This window comes from Flagellimonas sp. HMM57 (assembly GCF_021390175.1).
In the GTDB taxonomy this organism is placed as follows: domain Bacteria; phylum Bacteroidota; class Bacteroidia; order Flavobacteriales; family Flavobacteriaceae; genus Flagellimonas.
Window position 1 is genome coordinate 2,635,623 of sequence record NZ_CP090004.1, and the last position, 15,625, is coordinate 2,651,247.

The window sequence follows — 15,625 nt, forward strand, 5'->3', positions numbered from 1 at the left end:
CGCTAAATGTAGACTTGCGGACATAAAAATAAGAATATTGCCGTGCATTTAACCTTGATTTAAAATTTAATAGGTTTTATTGAATAGTTTTGTACCCGTTTATAAGCAAATCCTTTCCATGAAGAAATATACATTTTTACTTGTTTTAGTTGCTCTTTCCATATCTGCTTGCATGATGGCCCAGCGTAAAAAAAAGAATGCAATTGTTGAGGAGCAACCTGTTCAAATTGCCCAATCACCAAAACTTGTAGTAGGTATTGTTGTTGATCAAATGCGATATGATTATTTAACGCGTTTTTGGAATCATTATGGAGAAGGTGGTTTTAAGCGTTTGGTGAACGATGGATTTAACTGTAAAAATCATCATTTTAACTATGCCCCAACCAGTACGGGTCCTGGGCACGCATCTGTTTACACAGGAACAACGCCAGCCGTTCATGGAATCATTGGCAACGATTGGTATGATAAGGTAAGGGACAGGTCTTTATATTGCGCAGGCGATGATAATTATAATTCTGTAGGTACAACCTCAAATGCTGGCAAGATGTCACCTAATAATATGTTGACCACGACCATAACCGATCAATTGAGGTTACATACCCAAAAACGTGGCAAAGTAATAGCTGTGGCCGTAAAAGATAGAGGAGCTGTACTGCCCGGAGGCCATATGGCCAACGCAGCCTATTGGTTTGAAGGGGATAACAAAGGTAAATGGATTAGTAGTTCCTATTATATGCAAGAACTTCCTAAATGGGTTATGGATTTTAATGCATCGGGGAAAATAGAAGAATACAAAAAACCTTGGACTACATTAAAGGATATTGCCACTTATTTAGAAAGTGGTAGTGATAATAACAACTATGAAAGTCCATTTGAAGACGAAGTAACCCCGGTTTTTCCGCACAGTACTCCGAACTTATTGGATAAGAACAAGGATTTTGAGATTTTGAAGTATACGCCTTATGGAAATAGTATTACTGCAGATTTTGCATTGGAAGCTTTGGAGAAAGAGAATTTAGGCATAGATGCCATTACTGATTTTCTGGCAATAAGTTTTTCAAGTACGGACTACATCGGACATAAATTTGGAGTCAATTCCAAAGAGATTCAAGATACTTACTTACGATTGGATTTGGATCTGGAACGAATCCTTGCCGCTCTGGACGAGAAAGTTGGTAAAGGTGAGTATACGGTATTTTTAACTGCAGATCACGGAGCCATAAATGTTCCAGCATATTTAAAAGATCAAAGAATTCCAGCGGGATATCTGGATTTTGATAGTAACAAAAAAAGATTTGACGAGTTTTTGATGTATAAATATGGAACAACGGACATTGTCAAAGGGATGAGCAATTCCCAAATCTTTCTGGATAAAAAAGTGATTGCAAACCTTGATATGGATTTAGATGATGTAGAGGAAGAAATTGCTGGTGAAATGCTTACATACGATGGTATCGAAAAAGTATATACAGGTTATCAAATGTGGAATAATGCCTACACTTCTGGATTACCCTATATTTTACAAAATGGATGGAACCAAAAAAGGTCTGGCGATATACTTTATGTTCAGCCCCCAGGATTTGCTTCTTACATGGCAACAGGTTCTACCCATGGTTCGCCAATGATTTATGACACTCATGTACCTTTGTTGCTATACGGAAACGGAATAAAAAAAGGAAGTACCGCAAAAAGAACGGAGATTCCTGACATTGCACCAACAATTGCCACATTGCTTGGTATTGCTTTCCCGAACGGGACAACAGGTGAACCAATAGCTGAGGTATTGGATTGATTTAAATGAAACCATCTCTTATATTTTGGTTGCATTCAATTTATATGTAAGGCATCAATTTCATTACTGGTTCCAGCGTATCCATTACATTTCTTATCAGCAATTTCGTCATGAGGCAAGTATATTCTATAGGGTACAGAAATAACCCACCATGTATTCTACCCTGTTATCAAAATAGTCCTGACCAGAAATTTACGTCTGTAATTGACTTACTGCAATTAAAAAGACAAAAACCTGAGAGTAATTTCTAAGAAAAAATCCTACTTAAAAAATGTTTATGATATCACGTAGTTCATTCATCACGAAGGCATATAGTTTTGCTTTAAAAATAGTCTGCAAGTGTAATGTATTATAGTTTGAATTGATGAATACCTGTTATGAATTAAACAATTGATAATCAACTATATAAAAATGTTAAAATATATCAATTAAGAGATAAAAAATAAAGTGAAATTTCAGATTTCTGTATGATAATATAATCAGCAAATGGAATGTTTATCTTAAAGTTGTTTTTCAGAAATGTTTTAAGACAGTTTTGACCAAATACCTTTCCATCGATATTTTCTGATAAAGCTACCTTCTTCTCTAGAGACATATCTTGGCAATTGATGAATGACCGCTTTGAAGTAACCTATAAGCATTTGAAAGAAGAGATTTGGGCTTTTTGCCTGCCATGCCATCTTTAACGCAGCTATTTTCGTAAGCAGGATTCCGTACCTCATTTTGTACAGAGCCTGGCCTTTAATTTTATAATTTTTGGAGCTGTAACCATGTCCCGTAGGACGAAGGTGCTTCACTTTTAGCCCAGGGTCGGTTTTTGTTTCAAAATCATGGTATTTGGCCAAGAGCACATCTACGGTATCCCAACCAACTCCAGGACGCAATCCGCCAATCTTATTAAAGCAAGCTTTATGATAGAGTTTAATGGGACCACGAATATGGTTTTTATCCGCGATATTTTCATAAACCCATTCTTCTCCCTTTTTTATGTAAAGTAATCCGGAGCACATTCCTAACTTCCAGTTGCTTTGGAAATGATTTAACATGACTTCGAAATAATTAGATGGAAGGATAATATCGGCATCAAACTTTCCTACTAAATCATAATTTGAAGCATGTCGCAAACCAAAGTTGAAGGTGTTCACCACTTTTTTTCCAGGTATATGTACATCTGTTGACACACGTTGTAAAACTTTAATGAAGTTATATTTTTTTGCGTAATCTGAGGCAATGGAAAAGGTTTTATCACTGGAATTGTCATCCACAATGATAACCTCATCTGGCAAATGGGTTTGTGCAACCAACGAGTTTAGACATGCTGTAAGATAGGCCTCTTCGTTATGGGCAGGAATGATAATGCTTATTCGCATACGCTAAAATTCCAAAAAACTATAGAGATATGCCAATGATTTAATGCTTTCAAACAATTCATGAGTTATTCACGCTCTGCATAGACAATGTAGTATCTTGGAGTAAAAAGTCGTAACAAGGGGCGAAAACCTAATTTTTTTGTGGGGTTTGTCCATTTGGCCGTATCTTTTATAGTCCATCCTGCTTTTTCCAAAAGCCAATCAAACTGCCAATCCTCAAATTCGTGGTAATGTCGGTCCCAGGGGTCGGTCTTGCTTTGGTACGCAGATGAAAACCATAATCGCATAGGTATGCTCGCCACCAATTTTTGTGCTTTAGTTTCTTTCAAGACATTGAAGGGGGCAACTAAATGCTCAAAAATTTCAAAAGCGGTAACCACTTCTGCATTAGAATCGACAATGGTTTCAAAATTTACATCCAAATCCTCTCCTCCCGTATTCTCAACCTGATATCCCTTGGATTTCATGATTTCAGAAAACGGATTTTCCACACCCAAATCTAAAATAGATTCCGAAGTATTTATGTGCTTTTGTAAAAAGGCTAATGTGTGCTTATAACGTTTGTTGGGAAAGTTGTTTTCGTACATCTAATATCTGTAAACAATGGCGTTGATGTTCATACCAGCGCCAACGCTTGCAAATATAACAACATCTCCCTTTTTTACTTCATGTTGGTCCAGTTCCCCTTTTCGCACCAAATCAAAGAGTGTGGGAATTGTTGCTACAGAACTATTGCCCAGTTTATGGATACTCATGGGCATAATGTCTTTTGGAGCTCTCTTACCATATATTCTATAAAACCGTTTTATAATGGCTTCGTCCATTTTTTCATTAGCCTGGTGGATAAAGACCTTTTTGATTTCGTCAACGGACACTCCGCTTTCATCCAAGCAAGTTGCCATAGCTTTTGGGACATGGGTACAGGCGAACTCATAAATTTTTCGCCCGTGCATTTTTATATATCTCGTATCAGAGCACCCTTCACTGGCATATGTTTTATCGAAAAACAGATAATATGCTTCCTCATTGGCGTATGTAGCCGAGGTATGGCCCAAAATTTCACCGGACGTCGAATCACCTTCTATGACAGTAGCGCCAGCGCCATCAGAAAAAATCATACTATCACGGTCGTACTCATCTATTACTCTGGAAAGCGTTTCGCCACCGATAACAAGGCATTTTTTTGCCAAACCACTTTTGATAAATGCATTGGCTTGTATGACTCCTTCAATCCAGCCAGGGCAACCGAAAATCATATCGTAAGCAACACATTTAGGATTTTTAATTTTTAGTAGGTGCTTTACTCTAGTGGCCAAGCTTGGCAATGTATCCCCTTGAATTTTTCCAGGTGTCAAATCACCAAAATTGTGGGCAAAAATGATATAGTCCAGCGATTCTTTCTCTATTCCCGCATCTTCAATAGCTTTTTCTGCTGCCAAATACCCTAAATCCGAAGTTTTTAGCTCAGCTTGCGCATAACGCCGTTCTGCAATTCCTGTGATGGATTTAAATTTTTCAATGATGACAGGGTTGTTATCTCCAAAAGTTGCTCCATCACTTCCTAGAAATTCATGGTCTAAAAAGTCTTCATTTTTTGTGATAACAGATGGAATATAACTTCCGGTGCCGGTGATGCCAATTTTCATGTCGAGGTTTTAAACGTAAAGTTAATCACAGTAGACAAGTTTATTATGCATGCATAATAATGCTTACGATGTTCAAGCGTAATTCTTTTAAACGGTAAAACATAAAAGCTCTCGATTCTCCAATAAAATCAGGAATTTTTATAGGTTTTATAGTGGTTGGGCTATGCTTCGGCATATGCCTCAATAGGCGTGCAAGTACAGATTAAATTACGATCCCCAAACGCTTCATCGGTCCTTCTAATTGTGGGCCAAAACTTATTTTCGTGAACATAAGTCAATGGAAAAGCCGCTTTTTGTCTACTATAAGGATAATCCCAATTATCGTTAGTTACCATTTCTAAGGTGTGCGGTGCATTTTTAAGCACATTGTTATAATCTTCCGTACTTACCTCATCAATCTCTTCTCGAATTGCTATCATTGCATCGCAAAATCTATCCAATTCAGAAAGACTCTCACTTTCCGTAGGTTCTATCATCATGGTTCCTGCAACGGGGAAGGATACCGTAGGAGCATGAAAACCGTAGTCCATAAGACGCTTAGCGATATCTGTTACTTCTACACCGTTTACTTTAAAGGGCCTACAATCTATAATCATCTCATGGGCAGCTCTTCCTTTTTCCCCTGCGTATAAAACATCAAACTTGCCTTTGAGCTTTTCTTTGATATAGTTGGCGTTTAGAATTGCAATTTCTGTGGACTCTGTGAGTCCTTTTGTTCCAAGCATTTTAATGTACCCGTACGAGATTAAACAGGCCAGTGCGCTACCCCAAGGTGCTGCGGATATTGCTGTTATTGCTTGGTCTCCTCCAGTTTCAATCACAGGGTTTGTGGGAAGAAAAGGTTTTAATTGTTCGGCTACGCATATTGGTCCTACACCGGGCCCGCCTCCGCCATGCGGTATTGCAAAGGTTTTGTGTAGATTTAAATGACATACATCGGCACCGATAACGGCTGGATTGGTAAGGCCGACCTGTGCGTTCATATTGGCACCGTCCATATACACTTGACCGCCGTTTTGATGGATTAGGTTGGTTATATGAATGATTGAAGATTCAAATACACCATGTGTAGACGGATATGTCACCATCAAAGCAGCAAGATTTTCAGCATGCGATTGTACTTTTTCTTCTAAATCGGCAACATCTATATTTCCTTTTTTATCTGTTTTTGTAACGACCACCTTCATGCCCGCCATTACGGCCGATGCAGGGTTGGTTCCATGGGCAGAGGCAGGAATGATACAAATGTTTCGGTGTCCTTCTCCACGGGATTCATGATATGCCCTAATCGTCATCAATCCAGCGTATTCGCCCTGGGCTCCCGAGTTTGGTTGTAATGATGTAGCTGCAAATCCTGTGATAATATTCAATTGCTTTTCAAGTTCATTTAGAACTACTTGATATCCTTCCGCCTGATCAAGCGGTACAAAAGGATGGATATTACCCCAATTTGCCCAGCTCAACGGAAGCATTTCCGATGCTGCATTGAGTTTCATGGTACAGCTGCCCAAAGAAATCATGGAATGGTTCAATGCCAAATCTTTTCGTTCCAATTTTTTGATGTAACGCATCAATTCTGTTTCGGAATGATAGGAGTTAAAGACTTTGTGCTCCAAAAATGGAGCTTTTCTTTGCAAAGAACTTGGAATTGCGTCCGTAATATCAGCAGAAGAATTTTCCTGTTCCGTATTTTCAGATTCAGCAAAACAGGAAATTAAAAGTTCAAGGTCATTTTGGGAAACAGCTTCATTCAGAGAAATGGAAACTGTTTCAGCATCGATATAGTTGAGATTTATACTATTCTCTTCAGTAATAGTCTTCAGTTTTTTTGAATCCGAAACTTTTATTTTGATAGTATCAAAAAAAGCAGTGTTTGTTTGTTGTAATCCCAATGCCTCGAGTTCTTTGGAAAGAAGTTTTGTTGTATTGTGTACTTTGTTGGCGATGAATTTTAGTCCATCCGGTCCATGGTAAACTGCGTACATTCCCGCCATCACGGCCAATAAGACCTGAGCGGTGCAAATATTGGAAGTCGCCTTATCTCTTTTAATGTGCTGCTCCCTGGTCTGTAATGCCATTCGCAGGGCACGGTTTCCATCGGTATCTTTTGTAACGCCTATAATTCTTCCAGGAATACTTCTTTTGTAAGCTTCTTTAGTAGCGAAGAACGCTGCATGTGGTCCACCATATCCTAAAGGAATTCCAAAGCGTTGCGTAGTGCCTACCACAACGTCCACGCCCCACTCACCAGGAGGCGTCAATAAAACCAAGCTGAGAATATCTGCGGCAACGGCAACTTTAATATCATTTACTTTTGCCTTTTGTACAAAATCCGCATAATCATGTACTTGACCGTGTTTGCCCGGATATTGCAGCAAAGCACCATAAAATCCTTCGGAAAAATCAAATTCTTCATGGTTGCCTATTATCAATTCAATTCCAAGTGGAGTGGATCGTGTTTGAAGCAAACTTAAGGTTTGGGGCATCACTTCTTCGGAAACAAAGAATTTAAGTGCACCATCTTTCTTTTGTTGTCTTGAACGAACATCGAACAGCATGGTCATTGCTTCCGCTGCAGCAGTACTTTCATCTAAAAGTGAAGCATTTGCCAATGCCATTCCTGTTAAATCGCATACCATGGTCTGAAAGTTCAACAAGGCTTCCAATCGGCCCTGGGCAATCTCAGCCTGATATGGAGTATAAGCAGTATACCATCCTGGGTTTTCCAGAATGTTTCTTTTTATAACGGATGGTGTTAAACTCTCATGATATCCCAACCCGATATAGCTTTTAAAAACCTTATTTTTTTCTGATAGCTGTTGAATATGGGAAAGGAACTCATGTTCGCTTATTCCTTCTGGGAGTTTCAGTGGTTCTTTTAGTCTAATATCATCTGGAATAGTTTCAGAAATCAGTTGCTCCATGTTTTCAACCCCAATGTTTTTGAACATGTGCTCAAGGTCTTTTTCTGAAATCCCAATGTGTCTGTGGGCAAATACTTCTGTATTCATAGCTAGTTTAATAAAGTCCACAAAATTAGGGATTAATTCAATGAAAATGGGCAATTTTGGTGACAGCGGATTCAAAGTTGTCAACTAGAAATCAACCTTTTTTACAAGCGGGCTAATTCTGTTTAATGAAATTGTTAAAAAACTTTTTTAATTTTTATTTGGACGCCAGTATTCATGTGGCACTAGCTGTGGTTTCTTTAGCAGGTGTAACGAACCAAATGTTAAACATTTCATCAAATCTTTACTTAAGCGGGTTTATTTTCTGCGGTACCATAGTGTGCTATAACTTTGTTAAATACGGAGTGGAGGCAGAGAAATATTTGATTGTATCGAATGTGTATCAAAAAAATATCCAGATTCTAAGTTTTTTAAGTTTTCTATTGGCTTTCTATTTCTTGTTGCATTTAAAAAAAGAAATATGGATCGCAACTACTGTTTTAGGTTTCATTTCCACGCTCTATGCTGTACCGCTATTGCCCAACGCAAAAAATTTAAGAAGTCTTGGTGGTTTCAAAATTTATATTGTTGCCTCGGTATGGGCCGGGTTTACGGTTTTATTGCCTGCTCTGGATGCCAAACTGACCCTAACGGATGATATTTGGCTGTATTTGGTTCAAAGGTTTGTTTTAGTGCTCATACTTATTTTACCCTTTGAGATACGGGATATGGATTGGGATAATAAAAGTTTGAGAACATTGCCCCAAGTGCTAGGTGTGGCAAAAACAAAAGCGTTGGGAATTCTATTGATCTTCGGTTTTTTTGCTATGAGCTTTTTAAAGGACGATTTAACCAAAAAAGAAGTTGTATCCAGTCTTTTGGTAACCATTATTTTGATAGGAATATTTACTTTAAAAGATAAAATGAAACCTAACTATTTTGCTTCATTTTGGGTAGAGGGTATACCAGTCATTTGGTTTTGCTCAAATCTAATTTTGAACAGGATTTTCTAAAGATGTTCTTTCAGTTTTTTGCGCATTTCCTCTTTATCATTTTCTGAAAGCACATTAAGGCCCGCTTTATCGCAAAGCGAAGTCAATGCAGTATTTTTTTTGGTAAATTTTGCGCATGTCTTGCACATTAAAATATGAAGCTTCAGTTTTTGTATTTCCCAAAAACTAGCTTCTTTATATTGTGACTTATTACATATGTTCGAGGCCTGCTCGCACGAAATCTTCATAACTAAAACCAATTTTGATTCAGGCAGCCCATAAGTGCAGTACGTGCTCTATGGATCATCACCCACAAGTTGGACGGATTAATTCCCAATTCATTACAAATATCTTCGGTACTCATTCCCTGAATAGTTTTCATGCTAAAAACCAAAGACTGTTTTTTGGGTAATTTTGAAATACATTCCTGAATGGCAACACCCAGCTCTTCGTTTTCCATTGCACTGTCACCTTCCTTGCTAAAAGGGTCTGCAACCTGTTCTTCCAGCCAATCTCCTTCAGAATCTGTACTGGCATTATAATTTACACGAACTTCTGCCTTTCCTTTTTTAGAATTTATTTTTCTGTAATGGTCAATAACTTTTCTTTTTAAAATTGCGATTAACCATGTTCGTTCGGCTGCGTCACCTTTATAGTTTTTTGCCGAATTGAGTCCTGCGAAAAATGTTTCTTGAACTAAATCCTTCGCAATTTCCGCATCGCTAACTCTTGCTACTGCATAGTTGAAGAGATAATCTGCATAAAGGTCAATCCAAGTATCTGGTTTAAGTTCGTTTGCTGCCATATCTTTTAAGAAGTACCAAAAGTACTAGATTTTAATTAATGATTTCATGCTTTGTACACTGCAAACGACTTTAAAAAGTATCACAAAATGTTCATGAACTTGGAATTTGGCTTTTTGTTATGATTTTAAGGATCACAAACTGATACGTAATATGAAATCCCCAACTATTTTTAAATTATCTATTTAGTACAGGTAATCAAATAATACCCAAAACTTTTCATGTGCAAGCCAGATAGCAAAGCATAGAACGAACCCTTAAGATTATGCAAACTTTCTTTTTTTAACGTTCTGTTCCTCCAAAGTTTTTTGAACATAAAACCGACTATGGCAAAGGGAACATGAAGTACGGAAGGAGCAACTCTAAATGAGATATCTTCTACTGCTACGTTTTTAAACCCAACCTTCTTTAAATCGTTGACTACGTTTTTAATAGCTCCCAATTTTTCAAGACTCCAATGATCGCAGAGTTTGTTGTATGCCATGGAACTGCCATAACAAAGTTGTTCTGCATCTTTTTTCAGAAACGCATCGGCAATGACAAGTTTCGAATTGGGTTTTAAAATTCGATAGGCTTCAGCAAATGAAGCTTTATCATGTCCTGAATGACAGAAGCTTTCTATAGCGATGGCACCATCACAAGAGTTAGAGACCAAAGAAGTCCTATTGTAGTTTTCCTTTAAAATAACTGCGTTCAAATCCTTTAAAAGTTTATTGCCTTCATTTACCTGGAATTCGGATAAGGTAACGCCAATTGCGGAAAGGTTTTTATTCCTTTTCAATGCGTATCTCATACTGCCGCCCATCCCACAACCTAAATCTGCCAATAGGCTTTTGCTTTTACCTATATTCAATCGACCTAGAACTTGTTTGTTCATCTCATTCAGCATTTCATCCCGTTTTAATGGGTTGGTTTTAAAAAGATTGAAATACCCAAAATGCATATTGAAATCCTTGCTCCAGAATTCATAATCCTCCGTTGCTTCGTTATAGAAGTCGATAATATCCACTTCTATTTTTGGATTGTTTTCAGTAGCGTAGTATTGTTTTTCTAGGGTTAGATCTTTCATAACGGAATTTTTAACTGTTGAAATATTGTAAGCAATTGTTGACGAACAACCAGGCAAAGACCACTGCGAATAGCGTGAACAGGGTGTTCATAAAGTAACTGCCAAACTTGAATATAGGTTGTTGTGGGATGGTGTACATGGGGTAATACGCTATTTGGGTGGCAACTTTCCCTATCCAATAAGCTCCTATCAATCCAGTTAGGGCCATGGCCAATCGGGTTCCGTTTTGTAGGTCGGTGGTCAAAAGAATGGCAATACAGCCAAAAGAAAAGTTTAACCCTTGAATGTACCTCCCGTAGGTTTTTGCAATTTCCTGATTTAAGGGTTTTAGCTGTTTTACATCGTTGTACCAATCAAAAACCTTGTGCCTTATATAGGGATAGATCAGCGCGGTAAAGATTTGACCAATCCCACCTAAAATAATAAGCCAATCTGGAACATTATATTTCATGATCAGTATTTTAAAAGTTTCAGAAAATATTGAAATTAAAATTTCAAAAAAATTATTTTAATAATTTGAGCAACGTATTGCTCATCCAATTTTGTTTATGATTCACTGCCTTATCCAAAAGGTTGTCAGCAGTTTTGGCTAAATCGTGTAAAGCTTTTGTTTGTTTAACCAGCTCTTTGGTTTTTTCGGTGCCATCGTCGGTTATTGAGCTTATTTCCTCCAAAGTCTTGATTACGGGTTTTATTTCTCGTCTGCTACGTTCTTTGGCGATTACCCTAGCCAATTCCTGTACATCTTTTTCGGTGGAAAAATATTCTTTACGTTCTCCTGCCTTTAACTCTTTGGTCACAATGCCCCAATCGATTAATTGGCGAACGTTCATGCTAGTATTCCCTCTTGAAATTTGAAGTTCCTCCATAATTTCTTCAGTAGTCAATGGTTTGGTGGAAATAAAAAGTAAGGCTTGTATCTGGGCCATGGCTTTATTTATGCCCCAAAGCGTACCCAAGCTTCCCCAGGTACTTATAAACTTATCTTTTGCCTCTTGATATTCCATATAGCAAAGATAAGAATATTTTTGTGATTTCAAAAATTATTGAAAGTATAAAAATCAACTCACTTTTTGAATAAGTCCTGCTCGTTCCAATAAAGATTCTATTCTGGGCTCTGCTCCTCTAAAACGTTTGTAGAGCGTCATAGGATTTTCGGTGCCACCTTTGGAAAGAACATGTTCCTTGAACTTACTCGCTATGTTTTTGTTGAATATGCCATTTTGCTTGAAATAAGCAAATGCATCGGCATCTAAAACCTCTGCCCATTTATAGCTGTAATAGCCAGAAGAATAGCCTCCTTGAAAAATATGGGAAAAAGCTGTGCTCATACAGGTTTCAAGTGTGTCAGGGAACAAGTTGGTACCTTCAAAAGCCTTGGACTCATATTCTTTTACATTGTTAATATTCGAGGGGTCGGTTCCATGCCATGCCATATCCAAAAGGCCAAAACTTAATTGACGGAGCGTTGCCATCCCTTCCTGAAACGTTGCGGACTCCTTTATCTTTTCGACCAAATCCATGGGAATCAGTTCCCCTGTTTCGTAATGGAATGCAAATAGTTCCAAAGCTTCCTTTTCATAGCACCAGTTTTCCAGCACTTGACTTGGGAGTTCTACAAAGTCCCAATAAACTGATGTCCCCGAAAGACTTGGATAAGTGGTATTTGCCAACATTCCATGCAACGCATGCCCGAACTCATGGAAAAGCGTAGTCACCTCGTTAAACGTTAGTAGCGATGGTTTTGAGGTAGTGGGCTTGGTGAAATTACAGACGTTGGAAATATGGGGTCTACTATTTTTACCATCTAAGGTATATTGCGGCTTGTACGAAGTCATCCAAGCTCCGCCCCGTTTTCCGGGTCTTGGGTGAAAATCGGCATAAAACAGTGAAACCAGATTTTTAGAACTATCGTAAACTTCATATGTTTTTACATCCTCGTGGTATTTTTCAATACCTGAAACTTCTTTGAAGTTGAGGTCAAACAGTTTTTCGGCAACTTTGAAAACCCCATCGATTACATTTTCTAACTTAAAATAGGGCTTTAGTTTTTCATCATCTAAATTGAACAGTTTTTGTTTCAATTTTTCTGAATAATAGGTGCTATCCCATTTTTCCAATTGAGAGATACCATCAAGTTCTATTGCAAAACCCTCTAATGCCGCAAATTCTTTTTTTGCGGCTGGTTTGGCTTTCTCCAAGAGCTCTGTTAGAAATTCATGTACCTTTTCTGGTGTTTCCGCCATGCGTTCTTCGAGAACAAAATGTGCGTGGGTTTGGTACCCTAGGAGGTTGGCTCTCTCATGCCTGAGTGTGGCAATCTTTAGCACGTTCTCTTGGTTATCTAGCTCATCATTGTGAAATCCTTTACTGCCGAAGGCGAGCGAAAGTTTCTTGCGCAGTTCTCTGTTGTCAGCGTATTTCATAAAAGGAATATAGCTAGGGTAGTCCAATGTTATGAGCCAGCCCTTTTTATTTTTAGCTTTTGCCAGCTGCGCTGCTGCTTCTTTGGCTCCGTTAGGGAGGCCACTTAAATCTTTCTCATCTGTAAGGAGCAATTCGAATTTATTGGTTTCTGCCAGAACGTTTTCTCCAAACTTTAATTTCAGTTTTGATAATTCGGCATCGATTTTTCGAAGCCTTTTTTTAGCATCATCACCAAGATTCGCACCATTACGACTGAAGCTTTTGTACCTTTTCTCCAACAAGGTTTGCTGTTCTACGGAAAGATTCAAGGAATTTTTTTGCTCGTAGACTGATTTAATTCGTTTAAAAAGTTTCTCATTCAACGTGATATCATTACTGAATTCGGATAATAGTGGAGAGACTTCTTGCGCAATCTTTTGAATTTCATCATTGGTTTCGGCAGAATTCAGATTGAAGAAAACGCTGGAGATTCTATCCAACTGCCGACCTGAAAAATCCAGAGCTTCCAAGGTGTTTTTAAAGGTAGGCGCCTCTGGGTTATTGGCAATTTTATCAATTTCTTTTTTGGTGTTTTCGATAGCCTGTACGAAAGCTGGTTTAAAATGTTCATTCTTTAGCTGCTCAAAGGGAGCTTGATCAAAAGGTTGAAGAAGGGGATTGTTCATTTTCTAGATATGAGATTTTAGTATTGAGTATTGGGAAAAATACTGTAAAATGGATTTTTGGATCGTTCGATTCTTGAATTTTATTCAATTGATTTTATGGTAGTTGATATACCTTTTTACTAACTACTAACTACTAACTACTAACTACTAACTACTAACTACTGACTACTGACTACTGACTACTGACTACTGACTACTGACTACTGACTACTGACTACTTATTTCGAATTTCCTCCGCTCCTTTGATGACTTTTTCTTTTAGACCTTGTTTATAGATTTCAACTTTGTCCAGTACACATTTGTCCGAAGCCCCAATAATCTGGGCGGCAAGAATACCTGCATTTTTGGCTCCGTTAAGAGCTACTGTGGCAACGGGAACTCCGCCGGGCATTTGAAGAATGGAAAGTACCGAATCCCAGCCATCAATGGAATTACTGCTTTTTACGGGTACTCCTATTACGGGCAAAGGCGATAAAGAAGCTACCATGCCAGGTAGATGCGCTGCACCGCCTGCACCAGCTATAATAACGGAATATCCATTTTTATGGGCGTTTTTGCCAAAATCGAATAGTTTTTCTGGGGTACGGTGCGCAGAAACAATGTCGACATCCACTTCAATGTCAAAACCCTTTAAAATTTCAACGGCATCTTGCATTATGGGAAGGTCGCTTGTACTTCCCATGATTACGGCTACTTTGCTCATAGTTTATTTGCTTATTACTTTAATGGTTTCCTTTACTTTTTGAGCGGTTGCTCTTGCCTTATCCATATCCTCGTCCACAATGGTTACGTGTCCCATTTTTCGAAATGGGCGTGTCTGTTTTTTTCCATATACGTGGGGAGTGACCCCATCCATTTTAAGAATGGAATCTATATTTTCATAGACGACATCTCCTGTATGCCCTTCGGCACCTACCAGATTTACCATGACACCAGCAACCTTGCTCTCCGTTTTACCTAAAGGTAATCCCAAAATAGCTCTAATGTGTTGCTCAAATTGATTGGTGTAACTTCCTTCAATGCTGTAATGGCCACTGTTATGGGGTCTTGGCGCAACTTCGTTCACTAGAATTTCATCGTTCTTGGTTTGGAACAATTCCACGGCAAGCAACCCAATATGTTCTAGTCCTTCAGATACCCTTAAAGCGACCTCTGTAGCTTTTTTAGCCACTGCTGCTTCAACCCTAGCAGGACAGATAACATATTCCACTTGATTGGCTTCAGGATGAAATTCCATTTCAACCACAGGATAGGTTTTTACGGTTCCTTTAGTATTTCGTGCCACAATGACGGCCAGCTCGTTTTTAAAATCAACTAGTTCTTCGGCAATACATTCCACATTGGGCAATCCTTCTAAATCCCTTAAGGAACGGACCACTTTAACACCTTGTCCGTCATATCCAAACTGGGCACTTTTCCACACAAACGGGAACTGAAGTCCACCATTGGAAATGCTGTCCTCGATTTCTGAGGCGTAGGCAAATCGAGAAAATGGCGAAGTAGGGATTTTGTTATCTGTATAAAATAATTTTTGCGTTGCCTTATTCTGAATAGTTCTCAATGTTTTTGTGGGAGGATATACTTGTACCCCTTCATTTTCTAGTTTTTCCAGTGCATCCACATTGACATTTTCGATTTCGATGGTCAATAGATCAACAGCTTTCCCAAAATGATAAACAGCATCAAAATCCATTAGGCTTCCCTGTACAAATTCATCACATGCTATTCGACAAGGAGCATCTAGGGAAGCATCCATTACTTTAGTCTGAATGTCCCATTTTCGGGTTTCGTACAATAACATTTTGCCCAATTGACCACCGCCTAAAATACCGAGTTTAAAATTGGAAGAGAAAAAGTCCATTGATTTGTAATTGGAATGAAAACAAAAATACGTGAATTCCTTGAAGCGATGC

14 protein-coding genes are annotated in these 15,625 nt (G+C 38.4%); 2 read left to right on the forward strand and 12 right to left on the reverse strand.

Translation table 11 applies throughout. The features are described 5' to 3' along the window. Positions 1 to 118: 118 nt before the first annotated feature. Positions 119 to 1,792 carry an alkaline phosphatase PafA gene (gene pafA, locus LV716_RS11545; RefSeq protein WP_163417969.1) on the forward strand — a complete coding sequence of 558 codons (1,674 nt, stop codon included), beginning with the start codon at positions 119 to 121 and terminating at the stop codon, positions 1,790 to 1,792. Positions 1,793 to 2,316: 524 nt separating this feature from the next. Here the strand turns inward: pafA and LV716_RS11550 are convergent. From LV716_RS11550 to gcvP, 4 genes are all read right to left on the reverse strand, one after another. Further along, entirely contained in the window at positions 2,317 to 3,162 is an 846-nt protein-coding gene (locus tag LV716_RS11550; RefSeq protein WP_163417970.1) for a glycosyltransferase family 2 protein, read from the reverse strand. Between the two features lie 65 nt (positions 3,163 to 3,227). Then, positions 3,228 to 3,749 carry a methyltransferase gene (locus LV716_RS11555; RefSeq protein ID WP_163417971.1) on the reverse strand — a complete coding sequence of 174 codons (522 nt, stop codon included), beginning with the start codon at positions 3,747 to 3,749 and terminating at the stop codon, positions 3,228 to 3,230. Beyond that, on the reverse strand, positions 3,750 to 4,808 hold the full coding sequence (locus LV716_RS11560; protein WP_163417972.1) for a 3-oxoacyl-ACP synthase III family protein: 1,059 nt from the start codon (positions 4,806 to 4,808) through the stop codon (positions 3,750 to 3,752). It abuts the gene before it with no gap. Positions 4,809 to 4,969: 161 nt separating this feature from the next. Next, positions 4,970 to 7,819, reverse strand: a complete 2,850-nt coding sequence (gene gcvP, locus LV716_RS11565) for an aminomethyl-transferring glycine dehydrogenase (protein ID WP_163417973.1) — start codon at positions 7,817 to 7,819, stop codon at positions 4,970 to 4,972. Positions 7,820 to 7,944: 125 nt separating this feature from the next. Between gcvP and LV716_RS11570 the strand changes: the two genes are divergently transcribed. After that, positions 7,945 to 8,769 (forward strand): hypothetical protein, encoded by an 825-nt coding sequence (locus LV716_RS11570; RefSeq protein ID WP_163417974.1) that lies wholly within the window; start codon positions 7,945 to 7,947, stop codon positions 8,767 to 8,769. Here LV716_RS11570 and LV716_RS11575 read toward each other — a convergent pair. The 8 genes from LV716_RS11575 to LV716_RS11610 all read right to left on the reverse strand — a co-directional run bounded on the left by LV716_RS11575 (position 8,766) and on the right by LV716_RS11610 (position 15,573). Then, on the reverse strand, positions 8,766 to 8,996 hold the full coding sequence (locus tag LV716_RS11575) for a hypothetical protein (protein WP_163417975.1): 231 nt from the start codon (positions 8,994 to 8,996) through the stop codon (positions 8,766 to 8,768). The two genes, LV716_RS11570 and LV716_RS11575, sit on opposite strands and share 4 nt — an antisense overlap. A gap of 2 nt (positions 8,997 to 8,998) precedes the next feature. Next, on the reverse strand, positions 8,999 to 9,553 hold the full coding sequence (locus LV716_RS11580) for a sigma-70 family RNA polymerase sigma factor (protein ID WP_163417976.1): 555 nt from the start codon (positions 9,551 to 9,553) through the stop codon (positions 8,999 to 9,001). A 179-nt stretch (positions 9,554 to 9,732) separates the two neighbouring features. Further along, positions 9,733 to 10,620, reverse strand: coding sequence for a cyclopropane-fatty-acyl-phospholipid synthase family protein (locus tag LV716_RS11585; RefSeq protein WP_163417977.1), 888 nt, complete (start codon positions 10,618 to 10,620; stop codon positions 9,733 to 9,735). 10 nt (positions 10,621 to 10,630) lie between these two features. Then, the gene (locus LV716_RS11590; protein ID WP_163417978.1) at positions 10,631 to 11,071 is read right to left on the reverse strand and encodes a hypothetical protein; all 441 of its coding nucleotides are present in this window, start codon (positions 11,069 to 11,071) and stop codon (positions 10,631 to 10,633) included. 52 nt (positions 11,072 to 11,123) lie between these two features. Further along, positions 11,124 to 11,627, reverse strand: coding sequence for a GbsR/MarR family transcriptional regulator (locus LV716_RS11595; protein WP_163417979.1), 504 nt, complete (start codon positions 11,625 to 11,627; stop codon positions 11,124 to 11,126). A gap of 54 nt (positions 11,628 to 11,681) precedes the next feature. Next, positions 11,682 to 13,712: a M3 family metallopeptidase gene (locus LV716_RS11600; RefSeq protein ID WP_163417980.1), complete on the reverse strand. Its 2,031-nt coding sequence runs from the start codon at positions 13,710 to 13,712 to the stop codon at positions 11,682 to 11,684. Between the two features lie 214 nt (positions 13,713 to 13,926). After that, complete coding sequence (gene purE, locus LV716_RS11605) at positions 13,927 to 14,415, reverse strand: 5-(carboxyamino)imidazole ribonucleotide mutase (RefSeq protein ID WP_163417981.1); 489 nt, start codon at positions 14,413 to 14,415, stop codon at positions 13,927 to 13,929. Between the two features lie 3 nt (positions 14,416 to 14,418). Beyond that, positions 14,419 to 15,573 (reverse strand): 5-(carboxyamino)imidazole ribonucleotide synthase, encoded by a 1,155-nt coding sequence (locus LV716_RS11610; protein WP_163419430.1) that lies wholly within the window; start codon positions 15,571 to 15,573, stop codon positions 14,419 to 14,421. Positions 15,574 to 15,625: the final 52 nt, after the last annotated feature.

Excerpts from the sequence above, each read along its gene's own strand:
- pafA (WP_163417969.1), top strand. The coding sequence starts at position 119 with ATGAAGAAATATACATTTTTACTTGTTTTAGTTGCTCTTTCCATATCT.
- LV716_RS11550 (WP_163417970.1), bottom strand. The coding sequence starts at position 3,162 with ATGCGAATAAGCATTATCATTCCTGCCCATAACGAAGAGGCCTATCTT.
- LV716_RS11555 (WP_163417971.1), bottom strand. The coding sequence starts at position 3,749 with ATGTACGAAAACAACTTTCCCAACAAACGTTATAAGCACACATTAGCC.
- LV716_RS11560 (WP_163417972.1), bottom strand. The coding sequence starts at position 4,808 with ATGAAAATTGGCATCACCGGCACCGGAAGTTATATTCCATCTGTTATC.
- gcvP (WP_163417973.1), bottom strand. The coding sequence starts at position 7,819 with ATGAATACAGAAGTATTTGCCCACAGACACATTGGGATTTCAGAAAAA.
- LV716_RS11570 (WP_163417974.1), top strand. The coding sequence starts at position 7,945 with ATGAAATTGTTAAAAAACTTTTTTAATTTTTATTTGGACGCCAGTATT.
- LV716_RS11575 (WP_163417975.1), bottom strand. The coding sequence starts at position 8,996 with ATGAAGATTTCGTGCGAGCAGGCCTCGAACATATGTAATAAGTCACAA.
- LV716_RS11580 (WP_163417976.1), bottom strand. The coding sequence starts at position 9,553 with ATGGCAGCAAACGAACTTAAACCAGATACTTGGATTGACCTTTATGCA.
- LV716_RS11585 (WP_163417977.1), bottom strand. The coding sequence starts at position 10,620 with ATGAAAGATCTAACCCTAGAAAAACAATACTACGCTACTGAAAACAAT.
- LV716_RS11590 (WP_163417978.1), bottom strand. The coding sequence starts at position 11,071 with ATGAAATATAATGTTCCAGATTGGCTTATTATTTTAGGTGGGATTGGT.
- LV716_RS11595 (WP_163417979.1), bottom strand. The coding sequence starts at position 11,627 with ATGGAATATCAAGAGGCAAAAGATAAGTTTATAAGTACCTGGGGAAGC.
- LV716_RS11600 (WP_163417980.1), bottom strand. The coding sequence starts at position 13,712 with ATGAACAATCCCCTTCTTCAACCTTTTGATCAAGCTCCCTTTGAGCAG.
- purE (WP_163417981.1), bottom strand. The coding sequence starts at position 14,415 with ATGAGCAAAGTAGCCGTAATCATGGGAAGTACAAGCGACCTTCCCATA.
- LV716_RS11610 (WP_163419430.1), bottom strand. The coding sequence starts at position 15,573 with ATGGACTTTTTCTCTTCCAATTTTAAACTCGGTATTTTAGGCGGTGGT.